Here is a 16,996-nt window from a genome sequence, read left to right as displayed (position 1 = left end):
GATAGCCTGTAGTCCTTCCATCACAGGTTCGACCGAGGAGTGGCCGTGTTGCTGCGCATGTCGTCGTTGTTTCTTCGCACCCTGCGTGACGACCCGGCAGACGCGGAAGTGCCGAGCCACAAGCTCCTCGTCCGCGCCGGTTACGTCCGCCGGGTCGCCCCCGGCATCTACTCCTGGCTGCCCCTGGGCAAGCTCGTCCTCGAGAACGTCGCCCGCGTCGTGCGCGAGGAGATGGACCGGATGGGCGCCCAGGAGGTGCTCTTCCCCGCGCTGCTGCCCCGCGAATACTACGAGTCGACCGGCCGCTGGACCGAGTACGGCGACACGCTCTTCCGCCTGAAGGACCGCAAGGGCAACGACTACCTGCTCGGGCCCACGCACGAGGAGCTCTTCACCGACATGGTCAAGGGCGAATACTCCTCGTACAAGGACTACCCGGTCACGCTCTACCAGATCCAGAACAAGTACCGCGACGAGGCCCGTCCCCGCGCCGGCATCCTGCGCGGCCGCGAGTTCCTCATGAAGGACTCCTACTCCTTCGACCTCGACGACGACGGCCTGAAGCGCTCCTACGAGCAGCACCGCGACACCTACATCAAGACCTTCGACCGGCTCGGCATCCGCTACAAGATCTGCTTCGCCACCTCGGGCGCCATGGGCGGCTCGGCGTCGGAGGAGTTCCTGGCGCCCACGCCCACCGGCGAGGACACCTTCGTCGCCTGCCACTCCTGCGGCTACGCGGCCAACGCAGAAGCCGTCGTGACCCCCGCGCCCCCGGCCCGCGCTCTCGACGGCCTTCCCGCGTCCGTCGTCCTGGACACCCCTGGCACCCCCACGATCGAGACGCTCGTCTCGCACCTGAACGAGAACCACGGCCTGTCGATCACCGCAGCCGACACCCTGAAGAACGTCGTCGTCAAGATCACCACGCCCGGCTCGGACAAGGTCGAGACGCTGATCATCGGCGTGCCCGGCGACCGCGAGGTCGACTTCAAGCGCCTGGAGGCGTCGCTGGCGCCCGGCGAGCCCGCCATCTTCGAGGCGGAGGACTTCGTCAAGCACCCCGGCCTGGTGCGCGGCTACATCGGCCCGCAGGTGCTGAAGGACCTGGGCATCCGCTACCTCGTCGACCCCCGCGTCGTCACCGGCACCTCCTGGGTCACCGGCGCCAACTCGCCCGGCCAGCACGCCGTCAACGTGGTCGCGGGCCGCGACTTCACCCCCGACGGCACCATCGAGGCCGCCGAGGTCCGCGCGGGCGACTCGTGCCCCCGCTGCGGCTCGGAGCTGTCGATCGACCGGGGGATCGAGATCGGCCACATCTTCCAGCTGGGCCGCAAGTACGCCGACGCGGCCTCGCTGGACGCGCTCGGCCCGGACGGCAAGCAGATCCGCATCACGATGGGCTCGTACGGCATCGGCGTCTCGCGCGCCGTCGCGGTGATCGCGGAGCAGCAGCACGACTCGCTCGGGTTGGTGTGGCCCCGCGAGGTGGCACCGGCCGACGTGCACATCGTGGGGACGGGTAAGGAGAACCAGATCGAGGTGGCGTTGGAGGTGGCTCGGGAACTGGAGTCCCGCGGCGTCCGCGTCCTGGTGGACGACCGCGCGGGGGTGTCGCCTGGGGTCAAGTTCAAGGACGCCGAGCTGCTGGGGCTGCCCACCATCCTGGTGATCGGCCGTGGCCTCTCCCAGGGCGTGGTGGAACTCCGCGACCGCGCCTCGGGCACCAAGGAAGAGATCCCCCTGTCCGAGGCCACCACCCGCATAGCCGCCCTCACCACCTCCTGACACCCACCTCCCGGGGACTCTCCACGACGGAGAGTCCCTGGGAGAGGGCCCGCACAGCATGGGCCTCCGCGCTTCGCGCTCCGGGCTGGCCTTGTTGGGGGGGCGAGCCCCCCAAGACCCCCAGCCGGGTGGCCTTCCGGCCCCCGGACCCCCGAGGTGTTGGGCCGCATGGCGGTGGGTAGGAACGCGCCTCCCAAACGGGCGATGTGGGCTGGGCTATCTATCAGGGGGCGAGAACCCCAAGAGGCCCAGGCCGTTGAGGACAGCTCGGCTATTCGGTGTCCTCGGGGTGTCGAGGGGATGCGTAGATGACCCAGACAGTGCGGGCGGTGTCATCGATGGCATACCGTACGCGCCCGCCGCTGGTTACCTCGAATTCCCACTGCTCCAAGTCCTTGCCATTGTGGCGATGGGTCGTCCCCGCGTAGGCGATGTTGGCGGTCGTGGTTGGAGCTCGAACGAGGATCGGCCCGTAGCGTCTCGAAACATCGGTGGGTATTGGCGAGGGCGTGACGATACAACTCTTCCCAGCCTTTCGGCGGTGGCACCGTGACTCGGTCCCCGTGCTTCGGGCTCATGCCGAGACCTGCACCTGCCCGAAGTCGCCGCTCGTGGCCTTGCGAGCCTCGGCATAGCGTGCAGGGTCGGCCTTGATCCTGGCTGTGGCCCGCCAGCTCGCTATGACCCCCTGAGCGGTGGAGTCCACATCCAGCTCAGCCGCGTCGGAGAGCGCTTCAACCAGTTCCAGAGTGAAGGCGCGAAGCTCGTCCGAGGACAGGTGGCGCACCCAAGGGAAGACCTCCGGCATGGCGATGACCAGCGTACGTGCCGTGGGATCATGCTTGATCAGGGCAAGGAACAGCCGGGACGCGGTGGCCAGCGTCTGGTTGCGCTGGTCTTCACGGTCGGCCGCGGTCAGGTAGAAGTCTGGAGCGTCCCGGTGCGTGACGCGCACGCGTCCAAGGCGCGCTGCGCGTTCGGCGACTGCTCGCGGGTTCCTCGACAGGTCGGAGAAGGTAACTGCGTCGGCGTGGCTGGCACTCACCGCGCAAATCCATATCAGAACACGTTCTGATATGGATGATCGAAGAAGGCGCCGGTGTGTGGGGTCCACGACGTTCAGAGCAGGTTGCGCAGGATGCGGGTGATGGTGTGGCTCCATCTCGGCCGCTCGGGAGGGCTCGGGTCTCGATGGTCCGGCAATGGAGCCGCCGGTTCTGGGGGTGGTTCGAGCTGTCGTCGCGCAGCGGTCTCGCCGGTCAGTTCGCGGCCCTGGTTCAGGGTGTAGTCCAGTTGTCTCGCCAGCGCCGGGAGGGTGGCCGGGGGGAGATACGCGTCGGCGCCGGCGGCGAGGAGGCGGCCCACCGGGCCCTGGTACTGGACACGGAGTTCGGGGTCGTCGATCTCGGTGATGATGATGCGAGCCTTCGGGAACTGCGCCCGCAGTGCGCCGATGAGTTGCGGGCTGCCGGGAGGGATCAGCAGCACATCGGTCGTCGCCGGAGCGGCGTGCATGTCGAGCACCACGTAGTCGGTCCCGAGCTGCTTGGACAGTGCGACCCTGGCCGCGGTGGACAAGGACATCGCGGTGGCCACCACCGTCACGCTCTCGTAGTCGACCGGTGTCTCGTCGGGTGCGGTGACGACGGCGCCTTGGACCACGTCGACGGTGCTGGAGATCGTCGCGATCGACGCGCCGTCCCGGGTGAGGACCAGGCTCTCGCCGGGCTCGAGGGCGTCGATGAGGGCCACGACGTCTTCGGGGAGGCGGGTCACGTCGATTCGCTGGATGAGGGCGCTGCGCGTCATGCGCGGCCCCGGGTGCGCATCCGCTGTGACCCTAAGGTGCCGTTCGACGAGATGATCACAGGGGTCCCTCCTGATGCGGTGATCTTTGTTGGATGCAACTGGACGACCATTGGTTCGATGCTGCACGGATGCCGAGGCGGATATCGGCGCACGGAGAGGTGCTGGCGACCGTCCTGTGCGAGGCGGTCACCAACGTCGTGTAGGTCAAGGAGCAGGTGGTACGGCTGCGCGTTACCAACGACGGAGCCGCCGACGGGGAGGCAATGGCGGGGTGGTGGCAGTGCCGGGAGCGGGTGGAAACGGGTTGATTAGCCTGGTGAACGTACCGGGGGGACGGTACGTTCACGTTGGCCGTCGAGGTGGCTAGCGCAGCGGGCCGAAGAACTCGCGTACGTCTTTGACGTACAGATCGGGCACCTCCATGGCCGCGAAGTGGCCGCCCGTGTCGAACTCCGACCAGTGCACGATGTTGTTCCCGCGCTCGGCATACCGCCGGATCGGCATGTCCTCGGCGAAGACCGCCACCCCCACCGGCGCGGTGCTCGGCTGCTTGCCCCACGAGCTGGAATGCATGTTCTCCCAGTAAAGGCGAGCGGACGAGGCAGCGGTGCCGGTCAGCCAGTAGAACATCACGTTGGTCAGCAGCCGGTCCGCGCTGATCGCCGACGGGTCGTGCGACCACTCCTGGAACTTCTCCGCGATCCAGGCGAGCTGCGCCACCGGCGAGTCCATGTGCCCGACGGCGACCGTCTGCGGCCGGGTGGCCGAGATCTGGAAGTAGGCGTTGCCGTCGCTCTGGAACGCCTTGATCCGCGCCAGGCGCGCCTTCTCTGCCTCGGTGAAGGTGGCCAGCTCCTCCTCAGGAACGGGACCGAACGGGATGAAGCCGAAGCTGGCCGAGTTGACGTGCACCCCGGCGACCCGCTCGGTGGCGATCCTGCCGATCTCGGGCACCACGAAGGAGCCCCAGTCGCCGCCCTGCACGCCGTACCGCTCGTAGCCGAGGTTGCCCATGAGCTCCACCCACGCCCTGGCGATGCGGTCGGTGTTCCAGCCGGTCTCGGTGGTGGGGCCGGAGAAGCCGTAGCCGGGCATGGACGGGATGACCAGGTGGAAGGCGTCACCCGGGCTGCCGCCGTACGCCCTGGGGTCGGTCAGGGGACCGATGACGTCGAGGAACTCGGCGACCGAGCCGAGCCCGCCGTGGTTGATCAGCAGGGGCAGGGCGTCAGGCTCGGGGGAGCGGACGTGGAAGAAGTGGATGTTCTGGCCGTCGATGGTGGTGGTGAACTGGGCGCGCTCGTTGAGCCGCGCTTCCTGCTTGCGCCAGTCGTAGGTGGTGCGCCAGTACTCGGCCAGTTCCCTGAGGTGTGCGATCGGTACGCCGTAGGTCCACGCGACCCCGGGGAGCTCGTCCGGCCAGCGGGTACGGGCGAGGCGGTCGCGCAGATCGTCGAGGTCGGCCTGGGGGACGTCGATGAGGAAGGGCTTCATGGCCACATCCTTGGGGAACGGCACCGCCGTCCGTAAGGCCTAACCCAGGTAGTTGAGCTGCCAGGATACGCCGAAGCGGTCGTTCACCCAGCCGAACCTCTTACTGAAGCCGTAGTCGCCCAGCGGCATGAGCGCCCCGCCGCCCTCGGCGAGCGCGGCGTAGAGGCGGTCGATCTCCTCTTCCGTGTCGCACGTGACGTAGATCGACATCGACGGCGTGAACGTGAAGGAGTGCACGGGATCGCTGTCGATGCACATGTACTCCTGGCCCGCCAGCGTGAACGTGGCGTGCCTGATCTTGCCCTCGGGCCCCGGCTCCCCGGCGGGGATGCGGGTGAGGTCGATCACCTTGGAGTCCTCGAAGAGGGAGATGTAGAACGTCATCGCCTCCTCGGCCTCGCCGTTCTGGAACATCAGGAACGTGGTGGTCTTCTGGGTCATGACGACTCCTCTTCAGGTGCGTAGAAGGCGGTGGTGTTGGCGACGGTGGTGGCGACCTGGTCGGGGGAGCCTCCGGCGGCCGTGTAGGCCCGGCCCCACGCCTGGCTGCTGGTGACGATGCAGCGCCTGCCGTCCTCGGTGAGGTGGAAGGTGCTCTCGTCGACCTTGGGCGCGCCGGCCAGGTGCATGGCGAGGCCGAGCAGGGTGAGGTCCCAGCCGACGCCGACCGCGCCAGGGCCGTAGCCGGACCACATGTCCGGCGGTACGTCTGCGGTGTGGCGCAGCTCCAGCAGGGTGCCGCCGCCCTCGCTCGACAGCCGCACCTCCACCTCGGAGAACAGCGGGTCCTCGCCGTACAGCCAGCTGACCTTCAGCAGGCGGGGCGGCTCGCAGCGCAGGATCTCGCCGCCCGCCTGGCCCTCGAACTGGTAGGAGCCGCCGAGGCGCAGGTCGCCGGAGACGGGCAGGAACCAGCGCTTCAGCCGGTCGGCGTCGGTGCAGGCGTCCCACACGTCCTCAACGTCGGCGTCGTAGCTCCTGGTCAGCGTCATGACCTTGCGCTCGCCGTCGAGCAGCTCGCGGTGCGCCCGGGTGATCTCGTGAACGATGTCCATCAGGTGTCCTTGGTCGGGTCGGTCAGGCGGCGTTCCCGCTTGCCGCGGGCCAGCTCGGTGGCCAGGGCGTCCAGATGCTGGCTCCAGAAGCCGCGGAAGCGCTCCAGCCACATGTCGACCTCCTGTAACGGGGCGGCCTCCACGGCGTAGAGCCGCCGGGCGCCCTGGGCCCGTACGCTGGCGAACCCGCTCTCCCGCAGGACCCGCAGGTGCTGGGAGACGGCCGGCTGGGAGATCCCGAACTCGCGCTGGATGACGGCGGTGAGCTCGCCCGAGCTCTGCTCGCCGCCGGCCAGCAGCTCCAGGATCCGCCGGCGGACCGGGTCGCCGAGGACGTCGAATGCGTGCACGCCCCGACTATTTCAGATGCTGCTTATATAAGTCAAACCTGATAGCCGTCGATGGCGGTCATCAGGAAGCCCGGGTAGCGGTCACCGGACGCGGCCCGCAGGGAGTCGAGCGTGGCCAGTTCGGCCTCCGTCAGGGTGAGCGTCGTGGCGTTCTCCTCGACGCGGGCGGCCCGCTTGGTGCCGGGGATCGTCACGACGTCCTCGCCGCGCGACAGCACCCACGCCAGCGCGAGCTGCGCAGGGGTGGCCCCCCTGGCCGCCGCGAGCTGGGCGACGGCGTCGGCCAGCGCCTTGTTGCGCGCGAAGTTCTCTCCCTGGAAGCGCGGGTCGGCGCGCCGGAAGTCGCCTTCGGGGAGCTCGTCCACGCTGGTGAAGGAGCCGCCCAGGAAGCCGCTGCCGAGCGGGCGGTAGGCCACCAGCCCGACGCCCAGCGAGCGCAGCGCGGGCAGGATGTCCTGCTCGACGTGGCGCTCCCACAGGGAGTATTCCGTCTGCAGGGCCGCGATCGGGTGCACCGCGTGCGCCCGGCGGACCGTGGCGGCGCTCGCCTCGCACAGCCCGATCTCCCTGACCTTGCCCGCGGCCACCAGCTCGGCCAGCGCGCCGACGCTCTCCTCGATCGGCACCTTCTGGTCCACCCTGGCCAGGTAGTAAAGGTCCACGTGGTCGGTGCCGAGGCGCTGCAGGGAGCCGTCGATGGCCCTCCTGATGTGCTCGGGGCTGCCGTCGACGCCCATGCCGGCCGCGGTGCGCACGCTGCCGGTCTTGGTGGCGATCACGGCCTGCTCGCGCCGCCCCTGGAGCGCCTTGCCGACGATCGTCTCGCTGGCGCCGCCGCCGTAGAAGTCCGCGGTGTCCAGCAACGTCACGCCCAGGTCGAGCGCCCGGTGCACGGCGTGGATCGACTCGCCCTCGTCGGCCGGGCCGTACGAGCCGCCCATGCCCATCGTGCCCAGCCCGATCGGGCCGACAGTCAGATTGCCAAGCTTCCTCATGGTCACTCCCATTTCGTTTGCCGTCTAACGAGTAGAACGCTAGACGGCTAATCATTTGCCGTCAAGCTATCCTCGGAGCGTGACGGAGATCCTGGATGTGATGACCAAGACGCACAAGGCGCTGCGCGCCGTGGCCGAGGAGTCGATGCGGCGCCACGGCCTGCACCTGGGGCAGAACCTCGTGCTCGCGGCGCTGTGGGAGCGCGACGGGCGCACACCGGGCGAGCTGGCCGCCGAGCTCAACGTGACCACGCCGACGATCGTGAAGATGGCGACCAGGATGGCGGCGGCCGGCCTGCTGGTGCGGCGGCGCGACGACGCCGACAACCGGCTGGTGCGCCTCTACCTCACCGACGCGGGCAGGGCGCTGCGCGGGCCGGTGACCGCCGACCGCGAGGAGCTGGAGCGGGCCATCACCGAGGGCCTCACCGCGGGCGAGCTCGACCAGCTCGCCGCCATCCTGGGCAAGGTGCTGGCGAACGCCCGCGCGCTCACGTGATCTCCAGCGCGAGCCGCAGCTGGCGCGCCCACCACCGCACCTGGGCGGCTGAGTCGTCGGCCGCCGCGCCCGCGCTGCGCCGGAAGTCGCCGCCGTAGAGGGCCTCCATCGCCATCGCCTGGTGGACCGCCGCGACCGCGAGCCGCGTGTCGTCGATCGAGCTCCCTGGCGGCCTGAGCCGCTGCAGGGCGTCGACGACCGGGTCGAGCAGGCCGCTGCCCGGGTCGCGCCATCCGGCCGCGTGCAGCGCCACGGCCAGCTCGGCGTACCCGCGCCGGTACAGGGCCTCCAGCGACTCGACGAGCCCCAGCAGGTCGGCGCCGTGGTCCAGCCATGCCGCGAGGACGTCCTGGATCGCGGCCCTGAGCTGTCGCCCGCCGTGCTTGAGCAGCTCGGCGAGGAGCTTGTCGCGGTTGCCGAAGTGGTGGGTGACCCCGGCGTCGGTCATGCCGACCCGCGCGGCCACCGCGCGCACCTGCACGGCGGCGACGCCGCCCTCGGCGAGCAGCGCGCCGGCCGCGTCGAGGATCAGCCTGCGCGCCTCGTCCGGCGGCCTTCTGGCTCGTGGGGCGGTCACGCTCCGCATCTTACCTTGACATGCCAAGGTCGCCGTCCATACTTTACCTTGACTGGCCAAGGTAGAGAGGTGGTGCGCGATGACGGACGTTTCCCTGGCTCTGGGCGAGGTCACCCTGCGCGGTACGGTGACCGGCGCCGGCCCGACGGTCCTGTTGCTGCACGCGGGCGGCGAGCGGCGCGGCGTGTGGATGCCGGTCGCGGCCAGGATGAGCGTGAACGGGCTGCGCACGGTGGCCTACGACCTGCGCGGTCACGGCGGCAGCTCGGGGCGGGCGACCTCGCTCCGCGCGGTCACCGAGGACGTGATCGAGATGGTGGCCCGCGAGCCCGCGCCGATCGTCATGGTGGGCGCCTCGCTCGGCGGGTTCGCCGCCATCGCCGCCCTGGCCGAGCCGCCGGTCGCCGAGCGCGTCGCCGGGCTCGTGCTCGTGGACGTCGTCCCCGACCCGGACCCGGACCGGGTCCGCGCCTGGCTGGGCGCGCGCGGGCTGCTCGACCCGCTGAACGAGCTGGTGGAGGACATCCTCGGGTCCGGCCCTGAGCTGCTCGAGAAGGCCGCCGCGCTGGACCTGCCCATCCTGCTGGCGCGCGGCGAACGCTCCCCGCTGCCCGACGCCGACGCGGAACGGCTGCGCGCGGCCAACCGCCGCGTCACCGTCGCCACCGTGCCTGGCGCGGGCCACCTGGTGGCCCGCGACGCCCCGGCCGAGCTCGCCCGCGTCCTGTCGGCGCACGCCACCACCTGGCTCGGCACGGACGACGTCGTCCGCCGCGCGTTCGAGCTGCAGCGCGAGCTCGGGGCGGCGAAGATCGACCATCCGGGCGGCACCCTGCTCGCCCACCTGCGCCGGGTGCACGCCCTCACCGTCGAGTGGAACGCCTCGCCGCGCGTCCGGCTCGCGGCGATCTGCCACGCCACCTACGGCACCGCCGGATTCCCGCACGCCCTCCTGCCGATCGAGGACCGGCAGCGCCTCCAGGACGTCATCGGGACGGACGCGGAGGCGCTGGTGCACCTGTACGGCACGCACGACCGCGCGGAGCCGCTGCCCGCGACCGACCGGCGCGACTTCGCCGTGCTCACGATCGCCAACGAGCTCGACGTCGCCCGCCACGCGGGATGGCCGGAACCCGCGCTCGACGGGATCAGGCGCATGATCGGCGCGCTGGGGAGCCACGCGCCGCGCGAGGCGGCGCGCGCCCTGGCCGACGAGGCCCTTACGAGGTCAGGATGACGAGCTGCCGCGTCGCCCTGGTCATGGCCACGTAGCGGTCCACCGCCCCCTCGATGCCCTCGCCGTACGTCTCCGGGTCGACGAGGACGACCAGGTCGAACTCGAGCCCCTTCGACAGTTCGGGCGTCAGCGACCGCACCCGGGGCGTCGCCTGGAACGCCGGGTCGCCGATGACGCAGGCGATCCCCTCTGGGTGCTCGTCGAGCCAGCCGGTGAGGATCGAGTCCAGCTCGGAGACGGCCCCGTGCAGGACGGGGACGCCGCTGCTGCGGATGGAGGTCGGCACGTTGGCGTCCGGGAGCACGGCCCTGATGACCGGCTCGGCCTCCTTCATGATCTCCTCGGGCGTCCGGTAGTTGACGCTCAGCGAGGCCAGCGTGATCCGGTCGAGCCCGACCCGCTCCAACCGCTCCTGCCACGACTCGGTGAACCCGTGCCTGGCCTGGGCGCGGTCGCCGACGATGGTGAAGCTCCGCGACGGGCACCGCAGCAGCAGCATCTGCCACTCGGCGTCGGTCAGCTCCTGGGCCTCGTCCACGACGACGTGCGCGAACGGCCCGGCCAGCACGTCGGGGTCGGCGGTGGGCAGCACGGACTCGTCGACCAGGGACACCTTGGCGTCCTGCCCGCGCAGCATCGTCACCAGGCCCTCGCCGTCGTCGTCCGCCTCGATGAGGTTGTCGACGACCTGCGCCATGCGCTCGCGCTGGGCGGCGAGCGCGGCGTCCTGGAGGCGCTTGCGCCGCGCCGCCTCCGGGTCGCCCAGCCGCTGCCGCGCGGCGTCCAGGAGCGGCAGGTCGGAGACCGTCCAGGCCTGGGCGTCCGCGCGCTGCAGCCGCCTGACGTCCTCGACGCTGAGCCAGGGGGCGCACATCCGCAGGTAGGCGGGCACCGTCCACAGGTCGCCGACCAGGTCGGCCGCCTCGATCAGCGGCCACGCCTTGTTGAAGGCGGTGAGCAGCTCCCTGTCCCGCAGCAGCGCCTTGCGCAGCATGTCGAGGGAGGCGTCGCCCTCGTGCTTGTCCATGAGAATGGTGAGCAGCGCCTCCCAGATCTGGTCGCGGGCGTCGTTGTGCGGGGTGCCGGGGTCGGGCGCCTCGAACGCCTCGGCCCAGTCCTCGACGCTCAGCCAGATGTCGGACCAGGGGGTGGTGATCGTCATCCCCGTCTTGGGCGGGTTCTCGTAGAACCGCACCGCGGGCTCGATCGCCTTCAGCAGGCCGGCCGACGCCTTCAGGAGCGCCACGGCCGGGTCGGCCTCGGTCGCCGCTGCCGCGCCCTCGGTGACGAGGTCGCGCAGGGTGCAGGTCTGCACGCCCTCCTCGCCCAGGCTGGGCAGGACGTCGGCGACGTAGGCCAGGTAGGGCTGGTGCGGGCCGACGAACAGCACGCCGCCCCGGTGGTGTCCCAGGCGGGGGTCGGAGTAGAGCAGGTAGGCCGAGCGGTGCAGGGCGACGACGGTCTTGCCCGTGCCTGGACCGCCGTCCACGACCAGCGCGCCGCGCGAGCCCGCGCGGATGATGGCGTCCTGGTCGGACTGGATGGTGCTGAGCACGTCGCGCATCCGGGGCGAGCGGTTGCCGCCCAGGCTGGCGATGAAGGCGGACTGGTCGTCGAGCGCGGCGTGCCCCTCGATCCCGTCGGAGGTGAACACCTCGTCCCAGTAGTCGCTGATCCGTCCGCGGGTCCAGCGGTACCTGCGGCGGCTGGCCAGCCCCATCGGGTTGCCGTGGGTCGCGCCGAAGAACGGCTCGGCCGCGGGGGAGCGCCAGTCGACCAGCAGGCGGCGGCCCTCGGCGTCCTTGAGCCCGAGCCGCCCGACGTACACCGGCTCCGCGTCGTCGGCGCCGACCATGTGCCCGAGGCAGAGGTCCAGGCCGAAGCGGCGCAGCGTGCGCAGCCGCGCGGTCAGCTGGTGGATCTCCATGTCCCGGTCCATGGCGGCCCGGCCCTTGCCGCCGGGCGCCTTGAGTGCGGTGGCGAGGCGGCCTTCCAGGTCGGCGATCGACTGCTCGAGGCTCTCCGCGATGGCCGCGAAGTGCTTCTCGTCACCCGCGATCAACGCCGGATCGGCCTTGGCGGCGAGGTTGGCCGGAAGGTCGAACGCACTGGTAGGCAGGGAATTCAAGTAATCAACTCCGAGATGAGACCTCGGCCAGGTTCTGGCCACGAGCGTTGATTGTGCAGCACCGCCGGGGTCTTGCCGCAAGCCCCCGGTTGCGCTATACGTTAAGAGTGGAGAGGGGTGTGTGCTTCCCCCTCTACCCGATGTGCACCGTTCCCTCGACGCAGGTGACCACGTCGCCGCCGACCCACACGGTGCCGTCCGCGTCCCGGTCGAGATGGACACGGCCCGCCCGGCCCAGCGCCGTCCCCTGGCTCGCGGTGTACGGCGTCGCCGCACGGCCGGTCGACAGGAGCCACTGCGCCAGCGACGCGTTCAGGCTACCCGTGACCGGGTCCTCCACCGTCTGCCCGTCCTTCGGGAAGAACGCGCGGACCTCGAAAGCGTACGGTGACCCGCCCGGATACGCACCGACCACGCCCACGTCGTGCCGTAGCTCGCCGGGGTCCAGGGCGAGGACCGCGTCGGCCGAGCGCAGCAGGAGCGCCACCCAGCCGGGCCCGTTGTCCGCCCAGGCCGCGTCCACGACGTCCTCGACGCCGATGCCCAGGCCGCCGGCGAGCTCGCTCAGCAGGGACGCCTCGACCGGGCCCTCGCGCAGCAGCGGCGGGGCGGCGAAGGACAGGCGGGAGCCGTCCTGGCGGATCTGGATCAGCCCGGCGCCGCACTCCTGCACGATCGTCCCAGGACGCTCGTTCCCGGACAGCCAGGCGTGGCAGGTGCCGAGGGTCGGGTGCCCGGCGAAGGGGAGCTCCAGCGTCGGAGTGAAGATCCGCACGCGGTAGTCGGCCTCCCGCGAGGTGGGCGGCAGGACGAACGTGGTCTCCGAGAGGTTCGTCCAGTGGGCGAACCGCTGCATCTGCTCGGTGCTCAGGCCCTCCCCGTCGAGGACGACGGCGAGCGGGTTGCCCCGGTAGGGCTCGGCCGTGAACACGTCAACTTGCTGGAAAGGTCGCTTCATACAGGGGATTCTGTCGGGCATGAAAGATCTGCCGGAAGGCCTTGAGGAGCGCGACCTGCGGCTGGCGCTCGACGCGTGGGGGATCGGCGGGGAGCTGCTGGAGTACGCGCCCGTCGGGTTCGGCGACTACCACTGGCGCGCGGGCGGCCGATGGTTCGTCACCGTGGCGGACCTGGAGCGGCGGTTGCAGCCAGAGGCGGAGCTGGTCAGGGCCATGGACACGGCGGCGGCGCTGGGGGACCTGGAGTTCGTGGTGCCGCCGCTGCCCAGCGCGCGCGGGGCGGCCGTGGAGGTGTGCGGGCGGTTCGGGGTGAGCGTCTTCCCGCTGCTGGACGGTGTCTCCGGCGGGTTCGGCGACGAGCTCGACGACCTGCGGCGCGGCCAGGTCCTCGACGTGCTGGCCGCGCTCCACACCGCCGTACCGCCCTCCGGCACGCCTGTCAGGAGCGCGGACCTGACCACCCGCGCGTCCCTGGAGGCGATGCTGGCCGACTATCGCGGCGCTTCAGGTCCGTACGGCGAGGCGGCGCGGGACCTGGTGGAACGCTGCGCCCCGGGGATCAGGAGGCGGTTGCGCGACTTCGACACGCTGCTCGCCGGGCTGGACGGCTCGCCGGTCGTGACGCATGGCGAGCCGCACCCGGGCAACGTGATGTGGGTGTCCGGCGCACCGCGGCTGGTGGACTGGGACACCGTCGGCCTGGCCGTACCGGAGCGTGACCTCTGGCTGGTCGCACGCGGGGCGGAGGACCTGCGCCGCTACGCCGAGGCGTCCGGCCGCGAGCCGGACGGCGACGCGCTGGAGCTCTACCGGCTGCGGTGGGCGCTGGAGGACGTGTCGATCTACCTGGACGACTTCACCAGGCCGCACGGCGACACGGCGGACGCGCGCGCGGGCTGGGAAGCGCTGGAGGGGACGGTGGAGGAGCTGGTCACTTGCGAAGGCTCCGACGCCAGTGGAAACCGCCGGGCAGGTTCACGGTGAGCGTCCTGCGCCCGTCGGCGGTGCGGGTGACGCGGAAGAGACGGTTCCCCCAGCTGTGTCCGACACCGCCGCGGGAAAGGTTGAGGCGGAGGGGACCCACCTTGATGGTTTTCCTATAGCTCAGACCCATGCGGGCGCAGCTACCCGAAAAATCCCTATTCCAACGGAAAGAGGATGGGGCTCAGCAGGTGGCGCCTCCGGCCCGGCGCGTCCTCGTTGCCGAGGTGCGGGACGATCGCCGCGCGCAGGCCGTCGATCAGCCGCTCGCGCTCGGCGTCGCTCAGCCACAGGGCGTGCTGGCGGAAGCCGACCTGGTCGGCCACCGGGTCGGCGCCGTCCCTGTCGAGGTAGGCGTTGAACTCGGCGATCAGCGTCGCCATCGCGGCGGCGAACACGCGCCGCCCGTCGTCGGCCGACAGCGCGGCCATCGCGTCTGCGCCGGGCACGGCGCGGTCCTGGCGCAGCCGATAGCTGCGCTCGACGGCGCCGCGCACCCGCTGCTCGCCCTCCACCTCCAGCAGGCCGCCCTCGGCGAGCAGGCCGACGTGCCGGTAGAGCGTGGCCTTGGAGACGTCGGGCAGCCGCTCGCAGAGCTGCGCCGTGGTGAGGACCAAGCCGCCCGACATGGCGTGCACGATGCGCAGCCGTACGGGGTGGGCGAGGAGTTCGAGCGCGTCCATGCCTGAATGTTCTCATATCTTGCGAACGGTCGCATCTATCGTCTACATTCTCAAATCATGAGAATAAAGAAGGGCGAGCGGCCCGTGGTGTTCCTGCCCGGAGCCGGACTGGTCGGGCTGGACTACTACAACCTGCACGAACGCCTGGAAACCGGCAGCGTCATCTACGACAGGGCGGGCACCGGCTGGGGCGCCCCTGCGACGCTGCCGCGCTCGGCGGCCGACGTGGTCGGCGAGCTGCGGTCCCTGCTCGCCGCCGAGGGGGTCGCCGGGCCGTACGTGCTGGCCGGGCACTCGCTGGGCGCCTTCTACGCGCGCCGCTACGCCCAGCTCCACCCCGGCGAGGTGGCCGGGCTGCTGCTGCTCGACCCCGGGCACGAGGACATCTTCGACTTCATGCCGGAAGGCGCCGCGGAGCTCAACGAGCGTATGAAGCCCGACCTGGCGCAGCTGCCCGAGCTCACCGGCGAGCAGGTAGCGGCCGCGCGCAAGGGCTGGGGCGAGGCGCTCGCCCCGCTGCCGGAGGACGTCAGGGAGCAACTGGTCGACTACCACGTCACCCGCTGGCGCGTCGCCGTGGAGGAGACGCTGAACTTCGAGAGCGAGGTGTACGGCGAGCTGAGGGCGGGCGGCCCGCTGCCCGACGTGCCCCTCATGGTGCTGACGGCCAAGGGGCGCAACCCCTACTGGGCGCAGTTCATGACCGAGGAGCAGATGAAGCAGGCGCACGACGGCATCCACGCGATGCACGCCGCCATGGTCGCGTCCGTCTCCCGCGGCGAGCACCGCGAGCTCGACGGCGCCTCCCACCAGTTCATGCACCTCGAACACGAGGACGCCGTGCTGGCGGCCATCCGCGACCTGGTCGGAGCGCTACCGTAGCGCCGTGCGTTCAGCCTTAGCCGCCCTGGCGGTCGCCGCGGCCCTTCCCCTCGTGAGCGGTGCGGGCACGTTGCGCCTGCTGTCCGTCGCGTGCGTCGTCGCGGCGGCGGTCATGAGCTGCCACCTGCTGCTCAGGCGCACCGGGATGATGCCGGTCGGGCAGGGGGCGTTCGTCGCGCTCGGCATGTACGCCCCTGCCGTCGTGCTCACCGCCACCTCCTACGGGCTGCCCTGGGCGCTGGGCTGGGCCGTGGCGCTCGGGTTGGTCGTGCCGCTGGCGATCGGCGCGGCCTGCCTGCGGCTGGGCGACACGACCTTCTCCCTCGTGGTGCTGGCAGTGGCGGTGGTCGTGGCGCTCGTTCCCCTGGGCGCCGTGGCGTTGCCGTACGAGAAGCTGCCCGACGTGCTCGTCGGCGAGGTGCACGCCCGCTTCCGCTACTGGCCCGCCCTGGCCGTGCTCGCCGCAGCGGTCGCCGCCACGGCCTGGAAGCCGCGCGGCAGGCTCGCCGCCTTCGTCGCCGCGTCGTTCCTGGCGACGCTGGCCGGGACGGCCTACGCGCTGGCCGTGGGCGGGGCGAGCCCCGGGGTCGCCGGGCTGCCGTTCACCCTGTCCCTGGCGGTCGTGGCGCTCCTAGCCGGTGCCGGACGGCAGGCCGGGGAAAGCGGTGGTTAGAGCGGGGCGGAAGCCGTACGACCTGGTCACAGCCTCCTGTACGGCCAGCGCCGCGTACCTGCGCAGCGACGCCTCGTCAGAGGCGGCCAGCTCCACGTAGGTGGCCGCGATGCCGCTCTCCACCTGCACCGCGAGCTTGACCGCAGCCGCCGAACCGGTCGGGACGCCGCCCACCTCGTAGGAGGCCTCCGGCTCCGTCGGCGCGCCGCCCCGGGTCAGGATGAGCGAGCGCAACGCGTCGCGCCTGGCCCGGTGCGCGTCGTAGGCCGCCGTCACCCGCGCACGCAGCGTGCCCGTCGTGCGCGCCCCGAGCAGGCCGTACGCGTAGACCGCCGCGTGCTCGGCGGACAGCGCCTTGCGCAGCCTGTCCACGTCGGTCACAGCGACCTCGGCAGGGCCAGGGCGTGCGCCGCCTCGCAGGCGCCGATGCTGGCGATGAGCTGCGCCAGCGCTGGCGAGGCGTCGGCGAGCTGGCGCGGGCGCAGCGCCGCCGCCTTGCGCTCGACGTCGCGCAGCCGGGTCAGCGACACCTTCGGCGGCGGCGAGGACCGGGCCGTCGGGGCGGCCGTGGGAAGGGCGGCGGGCAGCCGCCTGCGCAGCTCGGCCAGGTGCGCCTCGTGCCGCGCCTGGAACGGCTTGAGCCGCTCGGCGCCGAGCGCCTGGTAGAGGGCGATGGTGCGTTCCTTCTCCGCGACCAGCTCGGCCAGCAGCACGTGCTCAGGGTCGGGACCCTTGGTGGGAGGCGCCGCCTCCGGCTTCGCCGTACAGCCGGAAAGGGCCAGCGCCGCCGCTCCGCCGGCGAGCACGGCTCGCCGTGAGACGGGAAGCGGGCGCAAGGGAAGTGCCTCCTGCAGAAGAACGGTCCGGAGTTCCTAGCATCGTA

General features: G+C 71.3%; 20 protein-coding genes. 6 read left to right on the top strand and 14 right to left on the bottom strand.

The window, feature by feature from the left end; all coding sequences use genetic code 11:
- Nucleotides 1-45 precede the first annotated feature (45 nt).
- Nucleotides 46-1,791: a proline--tRNA ligase gene (locus ACIBG8_RS51220; RefSeq protein WP_397350676.1), complete on the top strand. Its 1,746-nt coding sequence runs from the start codon at nucleotides 46-48 to the stop codon at nucleotides 1,789-1,791.
- Between the two features lie 574 nt (nucleotides 1,792-2,365).
- Here ACIBG8_RS51220 and ACIBG8_RS51215 read toward each other — a convergent pair.
- The 7 genes from ACIBG8_RS51215 to ACIBG8_RS51185 all read right to left on the bottom strand — a co-directional run bounded on the left by ACIBG8_RS51215 (nucleotide 2,366) and on the right by ACIBG8_RS51185 (nucleotide 7,494).
- Nucleotides 2,366-2,836 carry a hypothetical protein gene (locus ACIBG8_RS51215; protein WP_397350675.1) on the bottom strand — a complete coding sequence of 157 codons (471 nt, stop codon included), beginning with the start codon at nucleotides 2,834-2,836 and terminating at the stop codon, nucleotides 2,366-2,368.
- Nucleotides 2,837-2,910: 74 nt separating this feature from the next.
- Nucleotides 2,911-3,600 (bottom strand): hypothetical protein, encoded by a 690-nt coding sequence (locus ACIBG8_RS51210; RefSeq protein WP_397350674.1) that lies wholly within the window; start codon nucleotides 3,598-3,600, stop codon nucleotides 2,911-2,913.
- Between the two features lie 363 nt (nucleotides 3,601-3,963).
- Nucleotides 3,964-5,094 (bottom strand): epoxide hydrolase family protein, encoded by a 1,131-nt coding sequence (locus tag ACIBG8_RS51205; RefSeq protein WP_397350673.1) that lies wholly within the window; start codon nucleotides 5,092-5,094, stop codon nucleotides 3,964-3,966.
- Nucleotides 5,095-5,133: 39 nt separating this feature from the next.
- Nucleotides 5,134-5,535 (bottom strand): VOC family protein, encoded by a 402-nt coding sequence (locus tag ACIBG8_RS51200; RefSeq protein WP_397350672.1) that lies wholly within the window; start codon nucleotides 5,533-5,535, stop codon nucleotides 5,134-5,136.
- Entirely contained in the window at nucleotides 5,532-6,149 is a 618-nt protein-coding gene (locus ACIBG8_RS51195; RefSeq protein ID WP_397350671.1) for an SRPBCC family protein, read from the bottom strand. The genes ACIBG8_RS51200 and ACIBG8_RS51195 overlap by 4 nt, the downstream gene beginning before the upstream one ends.
- Nucleotides 6,149-6,499, bottom strand: coding sequence for an ArsR/SmtB family transcription factor (locus ACIBG8_RS51190; RefSeq protein WP_397350670.1), 351 nt, complete (start codon nucleotides 6,497-6,499; stop codon nucleotides 6,149-6,151). The genes ACIBG8_RS51195 and ACIBG8_RS51190 overlap by 1 nt, the downstream gene beginning before the upstream one ends.
- A gap of 32 nt (nucleotides 6,500-6,531) precedes the next feature.
- Nucleotides 6,532-7,494 (bottom strand): aldo/keto reductase, encoded by a 963-nt coding sequence (locus ACIBG8_RS51185; protein WP_397350669.1) that lies wholly within the window; start codon nucleotides 7,492-7,494, stop codon nucleotides 6,532-6,534.
- Nucleotides 7,495-7,573: 79 nt separating this feature from the next.
- Between ACIBG8_RS51185 and ACIBG8_RS51180 the strand changes: the two genes are divergently transcribed.
- Nucleotides 7,574-7,993 carry a MarR family winged helix-turn-helix transcriptional regulator gene (locus ACIBG8_RS51180; protein ID WP_397350668.1) on the top strand — a complete coding sequence of 140 codons (420 nt, stop codon included), beginning with the start codon at nucleotides 7,574-7,576 and terminating at the stop codon, nucleotides 7,991-7,993.
- On the opposite strand, the gene ACIBG8_RS51175 is transcribed toward ACIBG8_RS51180, so the two are convergent.
- A complete protein-coding gene (locus tag ACIBG8_RS51175) occupies nucleotides 7,986-8,570 on the bottom strand; it encodes a TetR/AcrR family transcriptional regulator (protein ID WP_397350667.1) in 585 nt (194 codons plus the stop codon). The genes ACIBG8_RS51180 and ACIBG8_RS51175 overlap by 8 nt on opposite strands.
- A gap of 79 nt (nucleotides 8,571-8,649) precedes the next feature.
- Between ACIBG8_RS51175 and ACIBG8_RS51170 the strand changes: the two genes are divergently transcribed.
- Nucleotides 8,650-9,807, top strand: a complete 1,158-nt coding sequence (locus tag ACIBG8_RS51170; RefSeq protein ID WP_397350666.1) for an alpha/beta fold hydrolase — start codon at nucleotides 8,650-8,652, stop codon at nucleotides 9,805-9,807.
- Here ACIBG8_RS51170 and helR read toward each other — a convergent pair.
- Together helR and ACIBG8_RS51160 are read right to left on the bottom strand one after the other, a co-directional pair.
- Nucleotides 9,791-11,935, bottom strand: a complete 2,145-nt coding sequence (gene helR, locus ACIBG8_RS51165) for an RNA polymerase recycling motor ATPase HelR (RefSeq protein ID WP_397350665.1) — start codon at nucleotides 11,933-11,935, stop codon at nucleotides 9,791-9,793. The two genes, ACIBG8_RS51170 and helR, sit on opposite strands and share 17 nt — an antisense overlap.
- A gap of 133 nt (nucleotides 11,936-12,068) precedes the next feature.
- A complete protein-coding gene (locus ACIBG8_RS51160) occupies nucleotides 12,069-12,893 on the bottom strand; it encodes a PhzF family phenazine biosynthesis protein (RefSeq protein WP_397350664.1) in 825 nt (274 codons plus the stop codon).
- Nucleotides 12,894-12,912: 19 nt separating this feature from the next.
- On the opposite strand from ACIBG8_RS51160, the gene ACIBG8_RS51155 reads away from it, so the two are divergent.
- Nucleotides 12,913-13,878 (top strand): phosphotransferase, encoded by a 966-nt coding sequence (locus tag ACIBG8_RS51155; RefSeq protein ID WP_397350663.1) that lies wholly within the window; start codon nucleotides 12,913-12,915, stop codon nucleotides 13,876-13,878.
- Here ACIBG8_RS51155 and ACIBG8_RS51150 read toward each other — a convergent pair.
- Nucleotides 13,826-14,008, bottom strand: a complete 183-nt coding sequence (locus tag ACIBG8_RS51150; RefSeq protein WP_397350662.1) for a DUF4236 domain-containing protein — start codon at nucleotides 14,006-14,008, stop codon at nucleotides 13,826-13,828. The two genes, ACIBG8_RS51155 and ACIBG8_RS51150, sit on opposite strands and share 53 nt — an antisense overlap.
- 25 nt (nucleotides 14,009-14,033) lie before the next feature.
- Nucleotides 14,034-14,558 (bottom strand): helix-turn-helix domain-containing protein, encoded by a 525-nt coding sequence (locus ACIBG8_RS51145; RefSeq protein ID WP_397350661.1) that lies wholly within the window; start codon nucleotides 14,556-14,558, stop codon nucleotides 14,034-14,036.
- 57 nt (nucleotides 14,559-14,615) lie between these two features.
- Between ACIBG8_RS51145 and ACIBG8_RS51140 the strand changes: the two genes are divergently transcribed.
- Entirely contained in the window at nucleotides 14,616-15,440 is an 825-nt protein-coding gene (locus tag ACIBG8_RS51140; RefSeq protein WP_397350660.1) for an alpha/beta fold hydrolase, read from the top strand.
- 4 nt (nucleotides 15,441-15,444) lie between these two features.
- The gene (locus ACIBG8_RS51135; RefSeq protein WP_397350659.1) at nucleotides 15,445-16,113 is read left to right on the top strand and encodes a hypothetical protein; all 669 of its coding nucleotides are present in this window, start codon (nucleotides 15,445-15,447) and stop codon (nucleotides 16,111-16,113) included.
- Here ACIBG8_RS51135 and ACIBG8_RS51130 read toward each other — a convergent pair.
- Nucleotides 16,072-16,494: a ferritin-like domain-containing protein gene (locus ACIBG8_RS51130; protein ID WP_397350658.1), complete on the bottom strand. Its 423-nt coding sequence runs from the start codon at nucleotides 16,492-16,494 to the stop codon at nucleotides 16,072-16,074. The two genes, ACIBG8_RS51135 and ACIBG8_RS51130, sit on opposite strands and share 42 nt — an antisense overlap.
- Nucleotides 16,491-16,949, bottom strand: coding sequence for a hypothetical protein (locus ACIBG8_RS51125; RefSeq protein WP_397350657.1), 459 nt, complete (start codon nucleotides 16,947-16,949; stop codon nucleotides 16,491-16,493). Before ACIBG8_RS51125 ends, ACIBG8_RS51130 begins: the two co-directional genes overlap by 4 nt.
- Nucleotides 16,950-16,996: the final 47 nt, after the last annotated feature.

The sequence above is a fragment of the Nonomuraea sp. NPDC050556 genome (assembly GCF_044457355.1).
Lineage (GTDB): Bacteria > Actinomycetota > Actinomycetes > Streptosporangiales > Streptosporangiaceae > Nonomuraea.
This window is presented reverse-complemented; position numbering and strand designations above follow the sequence as displayed.